This window comes from Streptomyces sp. NPDC000878, from assembly GCF_053599695.1.
Genome location: NZ_JBSFMT010000089.1, coordinates 1 through 15119, shown reverse-complemented (window position 1 = coordinate 15119; position 15119 = coordinate 1). Strand labels below are relative to the sequence as shown.

Annotated in this window: 13 protein-coding genes and 4 pseudogenes; 11 read left to right on the top strand and 6 right to left on the bottom strand. The window is 67.3% G+C overall.

The window, feature by feature from the left end:
- The first annotated feature begins 20 nt into the window (after positions 1–20).
- The 3 genes and pseudogenes from ACWDR4_RS43815 to ACWDR4_RS43805 form a co-directional block, all read left to right on the top strand.
- The gene (locus tag ACWDR4_RS43815) at positions 21–971 is read left to right on the top strand and encodes an ornithine cyclodeaminase family protein (protein WP_450416994.1); all 951 of its coding nucleotides are present in this window, start codon (positions 21–23) and stop codon (positions 969–971) included.
- Positions 964–2235: an aconitase X gene (locus ACWDR4_RS43810; protein ID WP_450416993.1), complete on the top strand. Its 1272-nt coding sequence runs from the start codon at positions 964–966 to the stop codon at positions 2233–2235. Before ACWDR4_RS43815 ends, ACWDR4_RS43810 begins: the two co-directional genes overlap by 8 nt.
- Positions 2216–2503, top strand: a pseudogene (locus tag ACWDR4_RS43805) (aconitase X swivel domain-containing protein); the annotation flags it as partial. The gene ACWDR4_RS43810 and the pseudogene ACWDR4_RS43805, both read left to right, overlap by 20 nt.
- Positions 2504–2561: 58 nt before the next feature.
- Here the strand turns inward: ACWDR4_RS43805 and ACWDR4_RS43800 are convergent.
- On the bottom strand, positions 2562–4196 hold the full coding sequence (locus ACWDR4_RS43800; RefSeq protein WP_450416992.1) for a PucR family transcriptional regulator: 1635 nt from the start codon (positions 4194–4196) through the stop codon (positions 2562–2564).
- A complete protein-coding gene (locus ACWDR4_RS43795) occupies positions 4162–4602 on the bottom strand; it encodes a DUF2637 domain-containing protein (RefSeq protein WP_450416990.1) in 441 nt (146 codons plus the stop codon). Before ACWDR4_RS43795 ends, ACWDR4_RS43800 begins: the two co-directional genes overlap by 35 nt.
- Before the next feature lie 429 nt (positions 4603–5031).
- Between ACWDR4_RS43795 and ACWDR4_RS43790 the strand changes: the two are divergent.
- A pseudogene (locus tag ACWDR4_RS43790) lies at positions 5032–5823 on the top strand (IS5 family transposase).
- 272 nt (positions 5824–6095) lie between these two features.
- Here the strand turns inward: ACWDR4_RS43790 and ACWDR4_RS43785 are convergent.
- Positions 6096–6569: a hypothetical protein gene (locus ACWDR4_RS43785; RefSeq protein ID WP_450416988.1), complete on the bottom strand. Its 474-nt coding sequence runs from the start codon at positions 6567–6569 to the stop codon at positions 6096–6098.
- 282 nt (positions 6570–6851) lie between these two features.
- Between ACWDR4_RS43785 and ACWDR4_RS43780 the strand changes: the two are divergent.
- The 3 genes and pseudogenes from ACWDR4_RS43780 to ACWDR4_RS43770 form a co-directional block, all read left to right on the top strand.
- Positions 6852–7380, top strand: a pseudogene (locus ACWDR4_RS43780) (transposase); the annotation flags it as partial.
- Positions 7377–7832 (top strand): hypothetical protein, encoded by a 456-nt coding sequence (locus ACWDR4_RS43775; protein ID WP_450416986.1) that lies wholly within the window; start codon positions 7377–7379, stop codon positions 7830–7832. The pseudogene ACWDR4_RS43780 and the gene ACWDR4_RS43775, both read left to right, overlap by 4 nt.
- A 128-nt stretch (positions 7833–7960) precedes the next feature.
- Positions 7961–8533 carry a GNAT family N-acetyltransferase gene (locus ACWDR4_RS43770; protein WP_381967129.1) on the top strand — a complete coding sequence of 191 codons (573 nt, stop codon included), beginning with the start codon at positions 7961–7963 and terminating at the stop codon, positions 8531–8533.
- Positions 8534–8599: 66 nt separating this feature from the next.
- On the opposite strand, the gene ACWDR4_RS43765 is transcribed toward ACWDR4_RS43770, so the two are convergent.
- Both ACWDR4_RS43765 and ACWDR4_RS43760 read right to left on the bottom strand, forming a co-directional pair.
- Entirely contained in the window at positions 8600–9154 is a 555-nt protein-coding gene (locus ACWDR4_RS43765; RefSeq protein ID WP_450416984.1) for an SLATT domain-containing protein, read from the bottom strand.
- A 112-nt stretch (positions 9155–9266) separates the two neighbouring features.
- Positions 9267–9545 (bottom strand): hypothetical protein, encoded by a 279-nt coding sequence (locus tag ACWDR4_RS43760; protein WP_450416983.1) that lies wholly within the window; start codon positions 9543–9545, stop codon positions 9267–9269.
- Positions 9546–9639: 94 nt separating this feature from the next.
- Between ACWDR4_RS43760 and ACWDR4_RS43755 the strand changes: the two genes are divergently transcribed.
- The 4 genes and pseudogenes from ACWDR4_RS43755 to ACWDR4_RS43740 all read left to right on the top strand — a co-directional run bounded on the left by ACWDR4_RS43755 (position 9640) and on the right by ACWDR4_RS43740 (position 13218).
- The gene (locus ACWDR4_RS43755) at positions 9640–10173 is read left to right on the top strand and encodes a transposase (RefSeq protein ID WP_450416981.1); all 534 of its coding nucleotides are present in this window, start codon (positions 9640–9642) and stop codon (positions 10171–10173) included.
- A gap of 295 nt (positions 10174–10468) precedes the next feature.
- Positions 10469–11219: pseudogene (locus ACWDR4_RS43750) on the top strand (transposase family protein).
- Between the two features lie 271 nt (positions 11220–11490).
- Positions 11491–12297 carry an SDR family oxidoreductase gene (locus ACWDR4_RS43745; protein ID WP_450416980.1) on the top strand — a complete coding sequence of 269 codons (807 nt, stop codon included), beginning with the start codon at positions 11491–11493 and terminating at the stop codon, positions 12295–12297.
- Between the two features lie 36 nt (positions 12298–12333).
- Complete coding sequence (locus ACWDR4_RS43740) at positions 12334–13218, top strand: helix-turn-helix transcriptional regulator (RefSeq protein ID WP_450416978.1); 885 nt, start codon at positions 12334–12336, stop codon at positions 13216–13218.
- Positions 13219–13573: 355 nt separating this feature from the next.
- On the opposite strand, the gene ACWDR4_RS43735 is transcribed toward ACWDR4_RS43740, so the two are convergent.
- Positions 13574–14395, bottom strand: a complete 822-nt coding sequence (locus ACWDR4_RS43735) for an SAVMC3_10250 family protein (RefSeq protein ID WP_450416977.1) — start codon at positions 14393–14395, stop codon at positions 13574–13576.
- Positions 14396–15119: the final 724 nt, after the last annotated feature.

The window sequence follows — 15119 nt, the reverse complement described above, 5'->3', positions numbered from 1 at the left end:
GCGTCCGATGCACTGGAGCCATGACCTTGACCGGAATCGGACTGCCCACCTGGGGTGCCTCCGACATACGAGCCGCTTGTCCGCCCCGCGCGGCCATCGACGCCCTGCGCCGCGCCCTGCGGGAGGGACTGGACCCGAGCAAAAACCCTGCCCGGACTCACACTTCTGTCAGTGCGGGGCATCTGCTGCTCATGCCTGCCGAGTACGGCCGCTACGCGGGTGTGAAGATCGCCGGCGTAGCGCCGGGCAACCCGGACCGCGGCCTGCCGCGCATCACCGGTCTGTACGTCCTGCTCGCGGCCGACACGCTGCGGCCGGTCGCGCTGCTGGACGGCGAGCAGCTCACTCTGACCCGCACCGCAGCCGTCTCGGCGCTCGCGGTCGATCACCTGGCCGTCCCCGACGCCCGCCGGCTGACGCTGTACGGCACAGGCCCCCAGGCCCTCGCGCACGCCGAAGCCATCCACAGCATCCGGGCTGTGGAGCACATTGACGTCATCGGCCGCCGTCCCGAAGGCGTCCAGCAGTTCGTCGACCGCTGTCGCTCCCTGGGCCTGCCCGCTGCGGCCGCAACGCAGGACGCACTGCGTCATGCCGACATGGTCGCGTGCTGCACCTCGGCGTCCCAGCCTCTGTTCGACGGTGCAGAGCTCGCCGACCACGCGACGGTTGTCTCCATGGGTTCCCACAGCCCCGACCGGCGCGAGACCGACGACACCACCATCGCCCGCTCCCTCGTGGTCGTCGAGGACACGGCGACCGCACTGCGCGAAGCAGGCGACATCGCCATCCCCGCACGCCGGCGCCTCCTGGACTCCGACCGCCTGATCGCCCTCGCCGATCTGGTCCGGATGCCACAGCCTCCCGCCGGTGGCCCCCGGTTCTTCAAGTCGGTGGGCATGTCCTGGCAGGACCTTGTGGTCGCCGCCCACGTCCACGACAGCACCGACTCCGGGCCCGCCGATGACTGACCACACACTGATTCTCTCCGACGAGGAACGTGCCATGGCGCGGGGCGAGGCCGGCCCGGCCGTCGCCATGGCCATGCGCATCGTGGTGGGAGCTGCCCGCGCAGCCGACGCGCGCACCCTTCTGCCCATCGACTCCGCCCATATCGACAGTTGCCTCTACCACGGCCGAGCCGGTCTCGACTTCGCCGAGAAGCTGGTCGAACTCGGCGCGACGACGGTCGTGCCCGCCACCTTGAACGTGGGCTCGCTGGACCTCCTGCATCCCGGACTCGCCCGCCCCGCCCCCGACGACCGACAAGGGGCTCGACGCCTCATGGACGCCTACACCCAGCTGGGCTGCCGCCCCACCTGGACCTGCGCGCCCTACCAGCTCGACCACCGTCCCGCGGCCGGAACCCACGTGGCCTGGGCCGAATCCAACGCCATCGCCTTCGTCAACTCCGTTCTGGGAGCCCGCACCGACCGCTACGGCGACTTCCTCGACATCTGCGCCGCGGTCACCGGCCGCGTACCCGCAGCAGGACTCCACCTCGACGCCCACCGCCGTGCGCGCATCGTGCTGGACTGCCGCCCCCTGCCACGGCGGCTCCTGGAGGACGACTCCGCATGGGGCGCCCTGGGCGTCGTCGTCGGACGCCTGGCCGGCACCACCGTGCCCGCTCTGCTCGGCCTTCCCGACACCACCACCGAGGACCAGCTCAAAGCCTTCGGCGCCGCAGCCGCCTCCGCCGGCGGCGTAGCCCTCTTCCACGCCGTCGGCATCACCCCCGAAGCCCCCACCCTGAGCCAGGCCCTGGGAGGAGCGACCGACCAGGAAACGCACCTGGTCACCACCGACATGCTGCGTGCCGTCCGCGACACCCTCACCACCGCCCGACACCCACGGCTGGACGCGGTGTGCCTGGGCACCCCGCACTTCTCCCTCACCGAGTTCGCCCAGCTCGCCGCCCTCCTCACCGACGGCACCCACTTCTCCCGCACCCGGGTCTACGTCGCCACCAGCCGCTCCGTACTCCAAGCGGCCCGCGAACACGGATACGCGCAGCTCGTCGAAGCGGCAGGGGCCACGGTGGTCACCGACACCTGCACCTACGTGACACCCGTCCTCGATCCCGATGCCCGGCACGTCATGACGAACTCCGGCAAGTGGGCCTGGTACGCGCCGGCCAATCTCGGGGTGGACGTCACCCTCGGCTCACTCGCCGAATGCGTCGCCTCCGCACGTGAAGGAGAGGTGCGCCGCGATGACCGTCTCTGGGCATGACCGCGTCCTGAGTCCCGGCACAGCGACCGGCGAACTGCTCGTACTCGACGCCCCCATCTCTTTCTGGGGAGGTGTCGACAGCGACGGCTACATCGTGGAACACCGCCACCCCCAGTACGGGACCCGGCTGACCGGTCGCGTCGTAGCGATGACCAGCGGGAAAGGCTCCAGCTCCTCGTCGTCCGTCCTCGCCGAACTCATCCGCAGCAAGGCCGCTCCCGCAGCGATCCTGCTCGAATCCCCCGACCTCATCCTCGCGCTGGGCGCTCTGGTCGCCGGCGAACTCTACGACCGCTGGATGCCCGTAGTCGTCACCCGAGGACCGGTCAGTCCCGGTCTCCTCCGCGTCCATGCCCCGCGTCAGGGGAACCCTTCCGTCCAAGGCGCTGCAGCCGCAACTCCAGCACAGCAGTCATCAGAGCCTCCGCGTCGAACGGATCAAGCCCGCTGATCGCTGTCACGCGGCGCAGCCGGTAGCGGAACGTGTTCGGATGCACCTGAAGGCGCTCCGCCGCCGAAGCCACATCGCCCAGCACTGCGAAATGCGTCTCCAACGTGCCCACCAGATCGGTGCCGTGCTTGCGGTCGTACTCCAGCAACTGGACCGCAGGCCCGGAGAGTTGGTCTTCCCCCAGGGCCTGTGTGTCGGACATGCGCAACAACAGCGCAGCCATCTGTACGTCCTCTCTCGCCGCCACGGGCCCCTCGGCCAGTCCCGCCCTCAACACCCGCAGGACCTGGTCACAGTCCGAACGCGATGCCCGCAGCTCGGTGACCGACCGGGCCTCCCGGCCCACCGCACCGTAGACGGCCGGCCTCGACGCGGGCCGACCGCGCACGAAATCCGTCAACGTCCGCTGCAAAGCGGCCTGCTCATCCACCCTCTCCACCCTCCCGGACACCGGGACCGCCGCGTACACCCCTTCACCTATGCGCCTGACCACACACCGGCCCCGGACCGCCGACAGATACAGCCGCAGGGTGGCGACCAGGTCTTCGATCTCAGCAGAGGGCGCAGGCTCAGCCGAGTGGCCGACCGCCACCAACCGGTACGCCTGCTGAGGCAGCCCCAAACGCCCCGCTGCCTCACGACTCCCTGTGCCGCCCGTCAGGACCTGGCCCAGCAGGTCTGTGCGCATCCGCGACGTGACGTCCTCAATGGCTCTCGCGCGCAGCACGTGCAGCGCCACAGTGGCGGCCGCCCCGGCATAGGCTTGCATCTGCACCTCGCTCAACGGCCGTGGGGTCGCTGCCCACATGGACCCCACGATCTCGTCGCCTGCGCGCAACGCGACAGCGACGCGAGGCATCCGCTCCTCGCCCATGGGCTCCAGCACCAACGGCTCATCACTGGCGTAGAGCTCTTCGAAGACATTTCGCTCACGGTGCAGGCGGATGTACTCCGCCGGGTCCCGACGCGCCAGGATCGTGGCCTTGCGCACCTCGTCCGCGCGCTCCTGCCCCGAGGAGTAAGCCAGCACTCGGGCAGCCCGGTCCTCGATCACCACCGGAGCATCGATGAGACCGGCCACCGCGTTCGCCGTCGCGAACAGATCCTCTTCCGCCGCCGGCTCCCCCATCAGGCGGTCAACTTCATGAGACTCAAGAAAAGACCGAATCAGACTCATCACCTGAGTCCAGGAGGCCGACCGCTCCAAGCTCAGCAATGCGATCGAAGCATTCGCCACCGGCATCGACGTAACCGTGTGCTTGACCACGACCGCTGCGGCGCCCTGCCGCCCAGCAGCATCGAGAAGAGCCAGGACCTGCTCATCACTCGCCGCGCCCACGCCAAGGAGGATGTCCCCATCCACCGCAGCAACACCCTCGGTCGGGTCCTGGATTGCCACACCGGAAACCCCGATGTCCAACCCCTGCGGTGCATGAATCACCTGCAACAAAGTGGTCCCGAGCGTCTCGACGACATCACGCAGCGACGCTGTTGCCGGCGTAGATGCCACGGCCCCACACGCCCTCTCGTCCTTGGCTCTGTTCACCAGAGTCGCTTTGCGGATCACCGGAGCGTACGGCACAGCGCACCCGCGGGGCGGAGTCGGCCACGGTGTCCACAACGATCAGCCCGAGCATGTCAGCGCGCTCTCCACCACCGAGACGATGCGCAAGCAACTCCACCGCAGGCGCAGCCGCCACATTCGCCGCCAACGGCACCGCAATCCCAAGCAGGAATGCCAACCACACCACAGCCCGCGCCCGACCCCCCGCGCTCCGGGACGAGTTCAGCAGCCCAACCGTCGCCAGCAACAACAACCCATCCACCGACAACGGCCACAACGTCGCACTCACTGCATCCGCCCCACCCTGCAAGGCAAACGCCCGCTGGTGTACATACAAGGCATACGCGACCACCGACGCCACCACTAACGCACAACCAGCCGCACCCACACCTCCAACCCGGCACCGCTGCCGACGGTCACCGACAGTGCATCCGAAACGCCCGGGCACTCGCTGCGCGCTGCCGTGTCCCGGGCGCTCACCGGGAACCACCCCTACGCCGACGACGCTGTTGAGGAACGGCGACCATCCCAGAAAGAATCAGCTCACGACCCATCCGAGGCCGTACAGATGCTCTCGGTGCCACCCGAGGACTCGAACCTGCAGCCAAGCCGCTGCAGCAAGTCAAACGTCGCCGACGCAGTAGTAGCCAGGGCTCAATCGGAACGCCGACCCTTTGGTTCATTTGCCCGATTACGGAACACCTCTTACAACGGCTGACACAAAGAGGTGGATCGGCGCTGATGGCCGTGTCCGGGGCGGGAGTTGAGCGTTCGGCTCGGTGTGGGTACATCTCCGTGGATCGTGCCGGATCAGCTGTGGGACCGCCTGGAGCCGCTGCTGCCGCAGCGCGAGCGCAGGTTCCGTTGTCCGGGCCGCAGGCCGTTGCCGGACCGGGAGGTGCTCTGCGGGATCCTGTACGTGCTGCACACCGGCATCCAGTGGGAGTACCTGCCGCAGGAGTTGGGGTTCGGCTCGGGCATGACGTGCTGGCGACGGCTGAGGGACTGGAACGAGGCCGGCGTCTGGCAACGGCTGCACGAGGTACTGCTCGCCGAACTCAACGCGGCTGCGCGTTTGGACTGGTCCCGCTGCGTGGTCGACTCCTCCCAAGGGGGATCCACACGGGCCCCTCGCCGGTCGACCGGGGCCAGGCCGGCTCGAAACACCACCCGATCACCGACGGGCACGGCACCCCGCTCGCGGTCCTGCTGACCGGCGGCAACCGCAATGACGTCACCCAGCTGCTGCCCCTTCCTCGACGCGATCCCCCCGGTCCGCGGCCGGGTCGGACGTCCCCGCCGCAGACCCGACTCCCTCTTCGCCGACCGCGGCTACGACATCTACCGCGGCCAGGTCCGCCACCGCGGCATCGTGCCCGCCATCGCCAGACGCGGCACCCGACACGGCACCGGACTGGGCACCTACCGTTGGGTGGTCGAGCGAACCTTCGCCTGGCTCCACGGCTTCCGCCGCCTACGCATCCGCTGGGAACACAGAGCCGACATCCACGAAGCGTTCCTCAAACTCGCCTGCTGCCTCATCACCCACCGACAACTCAGCTCATTGTGTTAGCCGTTGTGAGCTCTGCGGCCAAATCCACAGCAGACACGAGGATGGGAACACCACCCTCACCGCCGCTTCGGTCGGTGATCAGCTCCTCCACGCAGTGACGCAACAGACTGGACTTGCCGCCACCGGGCGGCAGCGCATCGGGTGCGGTACGGCATGGACCTGAAATACGCGCTCGGCCTGGAGCTGGATGATCCCGGGTTCGACGCCTCGGTGCTGCGGGTCGGGAAGATCACGGGCTAGATACTTGGACCGCACACCGTGGGCCGGCGCCCCTACTTCGCGCCGGGGTCCAGCAGCTGGCGGATGCGCTCGTACTCGGCCGCCATCTCCGGCGTGGCGAGGAAATCGTCGAGATCGGCGGACACCTCGTGGTCGACGTCCTCGATGGAACGGATGGCGAGTTCGTAGAGCTCGCCGCGCCGGTTCTGCTCCAAGTAGCTCTTCCAGTGCGCCAACGCGCTGATGGCAGTGAGGACTCCGGTGTCCAGACCGTCATCGACCAGGATGCCTTCATAGATCGTCGCAAGCTCGTCGTGCAGCTCGGCGGCGCTGATCGTCAGGACGTTCGCGCAGGCGGTGGTCAGTGCCGCCCGGGCCTCTTCGGTGAGTTCGTCCTCGGCCGCACCGCGCAGCAGCTCCGGCTGCACCAGACGGGTGACCGTCTCCTCTCCGAAGGCACGAACACTGCCCTCGGTGGCTTCGACGATCAGCCGGAGAATGTCCGCCTCAAGTTCGCTGTAGTTCACGCCCGCAGCCTAAAGTGTCGGCTCCGAAAGTCCTTCGGGGGTCGGCTCCGGGGCTGGTCTTGGGGTCCACCGGGGGACGGCGTGCTGTCCCCCGGTGGGAGACTGCCGTTCGTGTCCGGGTTCGCGAGGGATACGAAGTATTAACGGCGACCGGTTGGTGTACGAGCCGCTGGAGAGGAAGTGGGACGGTTATCACGCCCGTCACTGATCCTCCTGGCTTACTGATCGTTTCAGAATGAGATGAGCAGGCGGCGAAGGCAGAGCAGATGAGACTGCCGGGGACGATTAGCCGACCCGAGCCTGGTGGTGCTCGACACCCAGAGTCTGCATGCCGCCGCGTGCGTACCCGCGGCCACGACCGGGCGGGACGCGGCCAAGAAGGTGGCGGGTCGCAAGCGGGGGGCTGGCCGTTGACGTGCTGGGCCTGGTGATCGCCGTGGTGGTGCTGGCCGCTTCCGTGCACGACAACGCCTTCGGTACCGCGTTGCTGGACAAGGTCGCCGCGGGGACCTCCACGGTGACGAAGGCGCTGGTGGACCAGGGGTTCAAGAAGACCGTGGCCGACCACGGCGCCGGCCTGGGCATCGCGGTGGAGGTCGTCGAGCGCAACCCGGCCGACCACGGCTTCGTCCCGCAGCCGATCCGCTGGAGAGTCGAGCAGACCAACGGGATCTTGATGCTGCACCGCAGGCTGGTCCGCGACTACGAACACCGCCCGGCCAGCTCCGAGTCCCGGGTGTACTGGGCGATAAGCGATGTGATGACCCGTCGACTGACCGGCACCTCCACCCCGTCCTGGCGCGGCGCATGAGCGCCGACCCACAGCAGACCCTCCGTGCCCTGCTGGCACGTCTGGAGGTCCGCGAGCGGCAGATCGCTGTGGAAGCGGAGGCCGCTCACGAGCAGATCGCGCAGCTGACCGCGCAGCTGACCGCGCAGCTGACCGCGCTGCTGGACCGACTCGCCCAGGCCGCCGAGCACATCACGATCACCCGCAAGACGCTCCTGGAACTGCCCGACGAAACGCCCTCGGCACCGGCCACACCCACTCCGGCCCTGCCCGGCGGCCCCGCCTACCAGCAGATCATGGCCGTGTTCGCCGAAGCCGACGCTCCGCTACGGGCGAGGAACGTGTGCGAGGCGATGGACCTGGACCTCGTGCCGAACAACATCAACAACGTCCGCATCAAACTGAAGCGCCTGACCGGGCGCGGAATCCTCGATGAGACCGAGCCGGGACTGTTCACCAGGCCGCGACCGTAACCGCCCGGCAAACCACCCACCACCGGCCCCCTCACGTCGTTCTGCCGGCCCGCCGAGGAAACCCGTTGCGAGTGAGCCGTATCGGATGTCTGATTGATCGGCCACCGATCACGGGATGGAACATGAGTATGTCGCTGCCCGCCCCCTCGTTGCACACTGCTCGCCTTCGACTGCGTGCCTTCGAAGACGCGGACGCGAACGACCTGTTCGCGCTGCAGAGCAACGCCTACGTGTTGCGCTACTGGGACGATCCACCGTGGACCGAACGCGCGCGCGCCGAGAAGTTCATCACCCGTTGCCGAGAGATGGAAAAGGAAGGCACCGGGGCGCGGCTGGCCGTGGATCGTGTCTCCGACGGGGCGTTCATCGGCTGGTGCACCCTGAACAGGTGGAATCCGGACTTCCGCAGCGCGTCGCTGGGCTACTGCTTCGACGATGCAGCGTGGGGCCACGGTTATGCGACCGAGGCGGCGCGCGCTTTGCTGCGGTGGGCATTCGACACGCTGGACCTGAATCGCGTCCAGGCTGAGGCCGATACGCGCAACGTGGCATCTGCCCGCGTGCTGGAGAAGCTCGGCTTCCTGCGTGAAGGGACATTGCGAGAAGACTGCGTCGTCAACGGCGAGGTCTCTGACTCGTGGGTCTACGGGCTGCTCAGGCGGGAATGGCGGCCGTCGTCCGAGCCGGCTCCCGCCCGCTGAGTCCCATCGCCCGGCACCTGGTGTCGACCACACCCCGAACCACTGACCACTGCGCCTCATCCAAACTCAACGACGAACCGGGTAAAGGCTCACATCTCGCCCCCTGAGAGCCCGGCGCGCGTACCGCCTCGCCAAGAACGATGTCGGCTCAGCGGCCCGGTTCGCGGCGTGCAGGCTCGTGGTCAGTTCCTCAAGGCGCTGGCGTGCCGTGTCGTACTCCAACGTGGCTAGGTCAACGCACAGCATCTGCTGGCTGCCGTCCCGCACTTCGACGTAGGCGTTGCCGGACACGGTGCACTGCGCCGCGTCCTGGTCCGGGGCCAGCAGGCTCGTCGCCCCTCCGATGACCGCGGCCAAAAGGGCGCCCACACCGGCTATGCGCGCACCGATGAGATCGGCTACGGCCGACACGCCGGTCGTAGCACCCACCGCGGCCGCCAGCACCGACAGCCAGCGATGTGTGCTGCGCCAGATCATGGAAGCTGCGAACTGATGGTGAGCACTGTGCAAAGCCCGCTCCCACAGTCGTTCGCACTCCCCCGCAATGGCGCGCACTTCATCGGGGATGTCCCGAAGATCAAAGGGGACGGGATGTCCATGCCGGTCTGCCTGTTCAGCCATGATCCCCCGAGACGCGCGCAATCCTTCTGCCGGTAGGTCGCAGTGTGACCGTCTGACTGCTCTGCTACCAGCCCGCCCACCAACGCAGCAGGCCGTAGCCGGTCCGCGCCTTTCAGGGACTGTCGCCGCCCCAGTCCCAGCGGGCCGGGTCGCCGGGGCGCGGGTCGTACAACGCCCTCCCACCGGGGCCGAAGTGCCACAGCTCGGTCTGGAGGGAGACACCGGTATCGATCTCGTCCTGCCTCCAGCCGGTGCTGTCGAGCAGCAGTCCGTCCAGCGGCCCGCCGACCAGTTCGGCGTAGGCGCGGCCGGGGCGGGGACCTGGGTGAGGGTCGTCTGCGTCGTGACCGTAGACCCGGCCGCGCAGCAGCTGCTCGTCATCGCTGTCCATGCCGTCCAGCCTTACAGCCGCCACTGACAACGCGGGCTTGCCCAAGCGGTCCTGGGCAAGCCCGACGCTACCGTTGTGGCTCGGGTCAGTGCCTGTGTCTGATCCCCTGATGCGGCACCTGGCGGTGGACATGCGCGGCATGGCTCTGGCCGTCATGGTCACCAAGGCTTCGCCGCACGCCAGTATCCCCGCCCGTGACCAGCTGTTCCGGCTGCGGCTGACTCATGCCGAACTCGCCGTCGCCTGGGCGGACTCCGCCTACGGCGGGACCCTCGTGGACTGGTCCCACTCCTTCCTCGGGATCACCCTCAAGACGGTGCCACGGCGCAAAGACCAGGACGGCTTCGCCGTCCTGGCGAAGAGATGGCGTGTTGAGCGAGCGATCTCGTGGATCATGAGAGCCCGCAGAAACGTCCGCGACTACGAGCGGCTCATCTCCCACAGCGAGACCCACATCACCTGGACCTTCATCACCCTCATGGTCCGCCGCCTCACCCGCCCGCCCCGGCCACCACGCACCGGGCCTCACCCCGTCGAATCAGTGGAAGCGTCCGTCAAGCCCAAGCCGATACGCCTCCGGATGCAACAGCCACAGACAATCCAGCTCGCCCCCACCGCCTTGCGCTGATCTCGGACGTTCCCCGATGACCCCGTGGGCGCCGGCGTGGTTTCGGGGCGCTTCGCGGAAGGTGCGCGGTGCCCCGCACCCTGTGGCCGGGTGCGGTCAGCTTCGGACTGGTCCGCGCGGAACGAGGGCAAAGGGCCCACCAGCAAGCTGACGGACCCTCATACACAAATCGAGCTAGTGAGTATTTTCAGTTCGGGCCCCGATCGGGCGACGCTCGCGGTGTGCGCAACGGACGAGGCTCCCGCGCCGTTGGGGGAGGTGTTCGGAGTCTCGACCCACAGGCACAGGAGCCGCGTTGGTTCCGTGTTCTGCCGTACTCGACCTGCCCCATGCCCTGGTCGAGTGGGTGACCATGCTCATCGTCACCCGTGAGGGTGACCGGCGCTGCAAGCTCCGCCCGTCTCAACGCGCGATGGTGGCACTGGTGTACCTGCGCGAACACACCACCCTGGCGAAGATCGCTGCCGGGTTCGGGATCAGCGAGTCCACCGCCCACGCCTACACCAGCGCGGTCATCGGCCTGCTCGCCGACCGTGCGCCGGGGCTGCTGAAGGTCCTGCGCGAGGCCGAAGCGGACTTCGTCCTGCTGGACGGCACTCTCGCCGAGTGCGAACCGGGTCGGCGACGGACGGACCGACTACTCCCACAAGCACCGCCGACACGGGGTGAACGTGCAGGTGGTCACCGATCCGGACGGCCGGCTGCTGTGGCTCTCACCCGCGTTGCCAGGCCGGGCTCATGACCTTGCCGCTGCCCGCACCCACCGGATCATCCGCATCTGCGAGCGCCGGGGCGTCCCCATCCTGGCCGACCTCGCCTACCAGGGCGGCGGCCCCTGGGTGAGCACCGGCATCAAACGCAGGCCCCTGCAGGAACTCACCCCCACCGAGAAGACCCTCAACCGGGCGCTGGCCGCGGCACGCGCACCGGTCGAGCGCGGCGTCGCACGCCTGAAGACCTGGCAGATCTTCCGCAGATCCCGATGCAGCCCAAACCGCATGACGTCAATCGCCAAAGCCGTCCTCACCCTGGAGCGGCAACGCTGAAGAAGCTCAATGAACGCGGATGAGACCGCCGCCGCGGCATGGGAAGGCCGGGGTGATCCGGACTCAGCGCACCAGGGAAGGGGGGTTCTGACAGTACCTGTATCACCAGGGTCTCCCCGATGTTCCAAACGCCTGTCAACCTGGTTGAGGCGAAAGCGCCGACAACACTCCATGGAAACGCACTGCAGCTTTACCATCATCATTCAATTCAGCTGCCCCGAATACGCGACCGTGTCGGCGCATTCTTTTACGACAGAAGGAACGGATACCAATGGCGGAGAACCAGTTCACCACTCACACAGAACTTTTCGATCTGAGGGGAAAGTACGCCCTTGTCACTGGCGGCACCAGAGGCATTGGGATGATGATAGCGCGCGGCCTTCTCCAGGCGGGCGCCCGCGTCGTCATCAGCTCACGCAACGCAGACACGTGCGCGGAGGCACAGCGTCTACTGTCCGAATTCGGCGACGTGCGAGCAATCCCCGCCGACCTGTCCAGGCACGACGAGTGTCAGCGCCTCGCTGATCTTGTCCAAGCCGACTCGGAACGCCTGGACATCCTTGTCAACAACGCGGGAGCGATGTGGCGCGAGCCGCTGGAGACGTTCCCGGACGAGGCCTGGGATGCAGTGCTCGACCTCAACCTCAAGTCGCCGTTCTGGCTGGTGCAGGCACTGCTCCCGGCACTTCGTAAGGCGGGTACCGCCGATGATCCCGCACGGATCATCAACATCGGCAGCATCGCCGCCATCCACGTCGCCCCGTCGCCCAACTACTCGTACGCCAGCAGCAAAGCGGCACTCCATCAGCTCACCAGGGTACTTGCCAGAGAGCTGGGCCCACAGCACATCACGGTGAACGCGGTAGCACCGGGAGTGTTCCCGTCGCAGATGATGGCGACCACTCTCGATGCCATCGGCGACACGATCGCGGCGGCGGCCCCACTGCGCCGGATCGGCCGCGACGACGACATGGCGGGTGCCGCCGTGTTTCTCGCCAGCCGGGCTGGGTCCTACCTCACGGGCGCCATCATCCCGGTGGACGGCGGCACCGCAACGACCGCAACGGGTATCCATTAGGCTGCGGGACGGGCTTACGGTGAGGAGATAACCGCGATGGATCTACGCACCGAGATCCGGGAGTTTCTCAGCTCACGTCGCGCCCGCATCGCACCCGAGCAGGCGGGCCTGCCCGCTTACGGCGGCAACCGCCGGGTCAAAGGTCTGCGCCGCGAGGAGGTAGCGCTCCTGGCGGGGGTATCGGTCGACTACTACGTGCGCATGGAGCGCGGCAGCCTCGCCGGTGCCTCCGACGGCGTGCTCGACGGGTTGGCCTCTGCCTTGCAGCTCGACGAGGCCGAGCGCGACCACCTGCTCCACCTCGCGCGCCAATCCAGGGCGCCCCGCAGCCCACGCCGGCGCAAGCCTGCCGTGGCGGTGCGCTCGACGCTGCAGCAGGTGCTCGACGCGATCTCCGATGCGCCGGCCTGGATCGGTAACGGCCGTTATGACGTGCTCGCCATGAATCAACTCGCTCGCGCGCTGTATTCACCGGTGCTGGCCGACCCGCGACGGCCCGCGAACACAGCGCGGTTCGTCTATCTGAACCCCGAGGCGGCCAGAGATCTCTTTGTCGACTACGACCAGGTTGCCGGTGACGCGGCCGCGAAGCTGCGCATGGCAGCCGGCCGCAATCCGCACGACGAGGAACTGATCGCCCTAGTCGGCGAACTGTCAACGTGCAGTGAGCTATTCCGGCAGCGGTGGGCATCTCAGGACGTGCGGCTGCACCGGTCCGGCCGCAAGCGTATGCACCATCCGATCGTGGGCCAGCTCGACTTGGACGTCGAATCCCTGGAACTGCCCGCCGAACCCAGCCTGCACCTCAACATCTACACCGCACCCGCGGGCACACCGACCGCCGACAATTTGGCGCTCCTGGCGTCGTGGGCGGCCACCCAACAGACGCTGGCGACCGAGCTCGAAGCACACAACAGATAGTCCAACCCCTTCAGCCGTACCAGGGTCCGTCTCCCCGACCGGCGCGGGCAGACCGCACCGCTCGGCCAGCCGCACCACCGGCTCCAGCCCGCCGTACGCGATCAGGTTCGGATCATCGAACGCGGATGAGACCGCCGCCGCGGCATGGGAAGATTGCATCTCGGAAGTGCCTTGTCGATCGTGCCTGATGTGGTCCTAGAAAAACCCCATCATCGCAGGTCGCAAGGCACTTCTTCGTTTCTGGGTGAACCATCCACCGGCATCAAGCCGGTGGATCCGGGCTCAGGCATCACTCCTACCTGGCCGGTTCCTGCCACGCACGGCCTCCGGTTCAGTCCGCACAGGGTGCCCCGGGTCAACGCGCCGGCGGGTAAACCCGGAACTTCCAGGGCCATCGGCGCCGTTCGGGCTGCGGCACCAGGGCCCCCTCCCGCGGAGGCGGAGCGGTCTCGACGTACAGCGGGCTCGCCACCATCAGTCGGTGCTGCCCGTCCACGGCTTCGAAGTTACACAGAACTCGGGCGTGGCCATGCACGTGGACGGGCCCCTGCCGCCAAGAGACCATCATGTCGTGAGCCGCTCTGGCCGCGTACTCCTGCATCCCACGCGGAGTGCGCGCGAGAGACTCGGGGAGAGTCGTCTCGCCGCGCTCCTCCAAGGCCACCAACTCGGCAGCCATATCGTGCAGCCAGTCCGACCCGGATCCCATCCGGGTACGGGGTTGATCGTCCTCTCCGACGACGTGCTGCGCGGAACCGCACAGCAGCACCTCGACACCCGAACATTCGCGTTCTCCTGTGAGCTGGGGGCACAGCAATGGATCCTCGTGCGAGGTGAAGGTGTACACACCCTTGTCGTGCAGGCCCCAGTCCCGGACGCGGGGTCCTCGGTGGAATGGGCCCGAGAACTCCACCCACTCATACACTCCGACGGAACGACACGAGGCCGGAACCGCCGTGTGCGCCGTGCATGTCTTCTCGAGGTAAGCGATGGCCGTTTCCAGATCCGGACTCTGGGACTCTCCGGCGCCAGCCGAGCCGGACTCGCCGACCGCCAGGCGGCCGCCGACACCGAACACCGTCGTCTCGACCTCGAGGGAGCGGCCCCCGAGGAAGCCCTCCGGGCCGCCATGGAAATGTCGGAGTTTCTCTTGTGAAAAGTAGAGCAGGTCCCGCATCCGACCTCCACAAACGCGAACCGATCAGCAGTATCACGAGCTTACTGATTACTTCAGAATGCGGTGCATAGTTACCTCAAGCAGGTGATGGAGCAGGCGAGTTCGAGCAGCACCTGGTCGATGCCGGCGCGTATCTCGGATCATGTCCCACGAAGTGGTGTAGAGATGCGGAGTTCGGCACTCCGCAGGTCATGGCCGCGGTGCCCCTGAAGCGTTACCGCAGATCGGCGTCAACCGCCGAGAGCAGCGTCAGGAGCGGATCCTGGCGCTCGTGCGCCAGCCCAATCGGCAGGCACCCTATCGGGACACACCCCGCCAGCCCTGTACCGACAAAACGCCATCCCCGACCAACGGCCGACACTGTGCAATTCAGACACTCTTGTCAGAGATATTAGGAGTCATGTCCTGGACCCGGGATAGCACCCGCCCAACCTCCCGCCTCCAGTTCACCCCCACTCAAGGGCCGCAGAACATGTTCAATCCCCCTCACGCAACGCCCAGAACTGGATCCCAGCCGACCACAACAGAGCACGAAGGCAAGCAGCGCCCTCAGGGGGCGGGTTACTCGTCGGCAGAGGCGCCGCCGCCAACCAGTCCCTCCGTAACAACCAACTCCGTTGTCAGTGGCATGGCTTTGTAGGTGAGTCTTGAGGCCAGTTGTGGGTGGGTTCTGACTCCAGTGATGTCGGTGGGCAGTTGATGTCGGTGAGTTCTGACTCCACTT